At 47.1% G+C, this 3,068-nt stretch carries 4 protein-coding genes; all 4 read left to right on the top strand.

Features of this window, described 5'->3' with window-relative positions:
* Positions 1–134: 134 nt before the first annotated feature.
* The 4 genes from KDK16_RS05100 (at position 135) to KDK16_RS05085 (ending at position 3,017) form a co-directional block, all read left to right on the top strand.
* A complete protein-coding gene (locus KDK16_RS05100) occupies positions 135–755 on the top strand; it encodes a DUF1016 N-terminal domain-containing protein (protein WP_257274977.1) in 621 nt (206 codons plus the stop codon).
* Positions 755–2,122 (top strand): restriction endonuclease subunit S, encoded by a 1,368-nt coding sequence (locus tag KDK16_RS05095; RefSeq protein ID WP_257274979.1) that lies wholly within the window; start codon positions 755–757, stop codon positions 2,120–2,122. Before KDK16_RS05100 ends, KDK16_RS05095 begins: the two co-directional genes overlap by 1 nt.
* A 149-nt stretch (positions 2,123–2,271) precedes the next feature.
* Positions 2,272–2,865 (top strand): nucleotidyltransferase domain-containing protein, encoded by a 594-nt coding sequence (locus tag KDK16_RS05090; protein ID WP_257274976.1) that lies wholly within the window; start codon positions 2,272–2,274, stop codon positions 2,863–2,865.
* Entirely contained in the window at positions 2,862–3,017 is a 156-nt protein-coding gene (locus KDK16_RS05085; RefSeq protein ID WP_257274975.1) for a hypothetical protein, read from the top strand. Before KDK16_RS05090 ends, KDK16_RS05085 begins: the two co-directional genes overlap by 4 nt.
* Positions 3,018–3,068: the final 51 nt, after the last annotated feature.

Raw genomic sequence — 3,068 nt, 5'->3', positions numbered from 1 at the left:
TTCCCCGGTAATCTCGATGAGCCGGTGTACAGCGTTATCCAGCGATTCAAAATGGTTTTCAAGTCTCTCTACACGATGTTCCAGTGACATAAATACTACCTGTTTTATTGTTTGAGCAATGAGGATAGCAGACATTGAGAGATTGCACAGAGACACCTGACAACGAATACAAAAACTGGCTGAAAGCGCTGAAACAGAAGGTAATGTCAACACAGCTAAAAGCAGCCGTTCAGGTGAATTCAACTTTACTGGCTTTTTATTGGGAGCTGGCAGAGGAGATTGTTTTTCGACAGGCCAGCTCTCAATGGGGCGATGGTTTCTTAAAGCAACTCAGCAAAGACATGATGTCAGAATTCCCTGAAATCAAAGGCTTCTCCCTGAGTAACATCAAGTACAGCCGCCAGTGGTATCTGTTCTATAGCGACGAAGCGATAAAAAGCCAACAGCTTGTTGGCCAATTAATCCAGATTCCCTGGGGGCACAATCTGAAGATTGTCAGCAAATGCCGAAGTGTGGCTGAAGCGTTGTATTATGTGCAAAATACCCTCGAATATGGATGGAGCCGCAACGTACTGGCCCATCAAATTGAAAGTGGTCTATGGCAGCGAGAAGGGGCAGTGCCCAGTAACTTCAGTGCTACTTTGCCAGCCGTGCAGTCCGATCTGGCTCAGCAAACTCTGAAAGGCCCCTACGTGTTTGACTTTCTTACCCTGACCAAAAGCTACAGCGAGCGTGGACTGAGGGGTGAGTTGTGATGGATGGAAACAGCCTTGAGCGCAAAAAATATGCGGCTTATTTGGAATATAAGGATTCAAATGTTATCTGGATTGGCTCTTATCCAGAGAGCTGGTCACTTACAAGAGTAAAGTTTGAGGCTTATGTTAAGGCTCGTGTTGGCTGGCACGGTCTGAAATCAGATGACTTCACAGATGAAGGTCCCTACCTGGTGACGGGTAGTGACTTCCGAGGCCCTAGAATAGAATGGGAAAATTGTTACCACTGCGACGAGGCTCGTTATGAGCAGGACCCATACATTCAGTTAAAAGAAGGTGATCTTCTATTAACGAAAGATGGAACCATCGGAAAAGTAGCGTTAGTAGAAGGGTTGAATAATGAGAAAGCAACTCTTAATAGTGGCGTTTTTGTCGTCCGACCGACTCACGATAATTTTTCTACTCGCTTCTATTATTGGCTCCTTCTGTCAAAGGTTTTTACTGATTTTGTTGATTACAACAAGACCGGCAGCACAATCGTTCACCTCTACCAAGACACGTTTGTTAATTTTTCCTATGCTGCTCCAACGAGCGATGAAGAGATACAAATCGCCTGCTTCCTCGACCACGAAACCGCCAAAATCGACACCCTGATCGAAGAGCAGCAATCCCTGATCCGGCTGTTGAAAGAAAAACGACAGGCGGTGATCAGTTATGCCATCACCAAGGGGCTGAACCCGGATGCACCGATGAAGAACTCCGGTGTGGAGTGGCTTGGGGAAGTGCCGGAGCATTGGACAGTATTGAGACTATTCCATGTTGGCAAAGTTGGGCAAGGCTGCTCGTTCCCACACGCAATACAGGGGCAAGAAGAAGGTGATTTACCGTGGTTCAAAGTTGCAGATATGAATTTGCCCGGTAATGACGAGATCATGAAAAAGTCCGATAACAGCGTAAGTCATGCGCTTGCTGAAAATATAAGTGCGCCGATATTCCCTGCTGACACAATCATTTTTCCAAGGGTTGGGGCTGCGTTATTGACGAATAAGCGTAGAATCCTTTCTCGCCCTTCAATCGTAGACGATAACATCTACACATATACTCCAACGGGCATTCGTTCGCGCTTTGCTTTTTTTGTTTTGCAGCTACTTGATATGGCAACTCTTTGCAGTCCAGGCTTGGTTCCAACTATCACTTTTTCGGCCATCAACAACATCCGTATTTCATTACCTCCTCTGTCGGAACAGGATGAGATAATTGGCTTCGTGGATAAGCAAATAAATAGGGTCAATGAACTGGTTAAAGAGGCGGAATTCGCAATTACTCTGATGCAAGAACGCCGCACAGCTCTAATCTCCGCCGCCGTCACCGGCAAAATCGACGTCCGTGACTGGGTCGCTCCGCCATAATATCTGAGCCTGCGATTGTCTCCGCACTTTGGAGACAATTTGAAAAAAGTCCCAATTTGAGACTAAAAGGTCTTTTTTTGGGACCTTGAAAAGTCCCAATATGAGACCTATAGTTCCCATATTGATACCTCTATAAGAACTTCGTCACTGTGTCATCCATTGCCTCCGTACTGTTCACTAAAACTCAGCAACGTCTGCTGGCTGTGCTCTACGGCAAGCCGGACTGTTCTTTTTATCTGAACGAGGTGGCAAGGCTGGCCGGGGTCGGCAAGGGCGCTGTGGTTCGGGAACTCAAGAAAATGACCGCAGCCGGATTGCTCACCACTCACCAGCAGGGTAACCAGCAGCATTATCAAGCCAATCCCGATAACCCCGTGTTTGAAGAGCTGAAAGCCATTACCCGCAAAACCTTTGGCGTACAGAGCGTGATTAAAGGGGCACTGTCGCCCGTTTTAAGTCAATGTGACATGGCATTTATTTATGGCTCGGTAGCAAAAGGACAGGAACACGCGGGCAGTGATATAGACGTTTTGCTAGTGGGGCATGATTTAAGTTATGGCGAGATTATGGAGCATCTGGAACCAGCAGAAAATCAGCTGGGCCGAATCATTAATCCTACACTGCTGACGCCTGAAGAATTCCAGCAAAGAGTAGACAGTCAGCAAAGTTTTGTCACACGACTTATGGAACAGCCCAAACTCTGGCTGACCGATCAACCCTTAACCGGAGACAAGCCATCGTGAAAGAGCTGGATAATCTGGTCAAAATCAACAAGCTCAAACAAGAACCCCCCGATGCACAGGAATTTGCAGGGATGGTTCGGGCGGCTGAAACCAAACTCAAAGATGCTGCCATCAGTGGTTTATCTGTCGGCAGTCAGTTTTCTCTGGTCTAGGAGCCTGACCGAGAATAGCGCCCGTAGCGAGGACGGCAGAAAATTGAGGAT

The organism is Endozoicomonas sp. SESOKO4 (assembly GCF_024606275.1).
The sequence above is the reverse complement of the archived record's forward strand: the minus strand, read 5'-3'. Positions and strand labels throughout refer to the sequence as shown.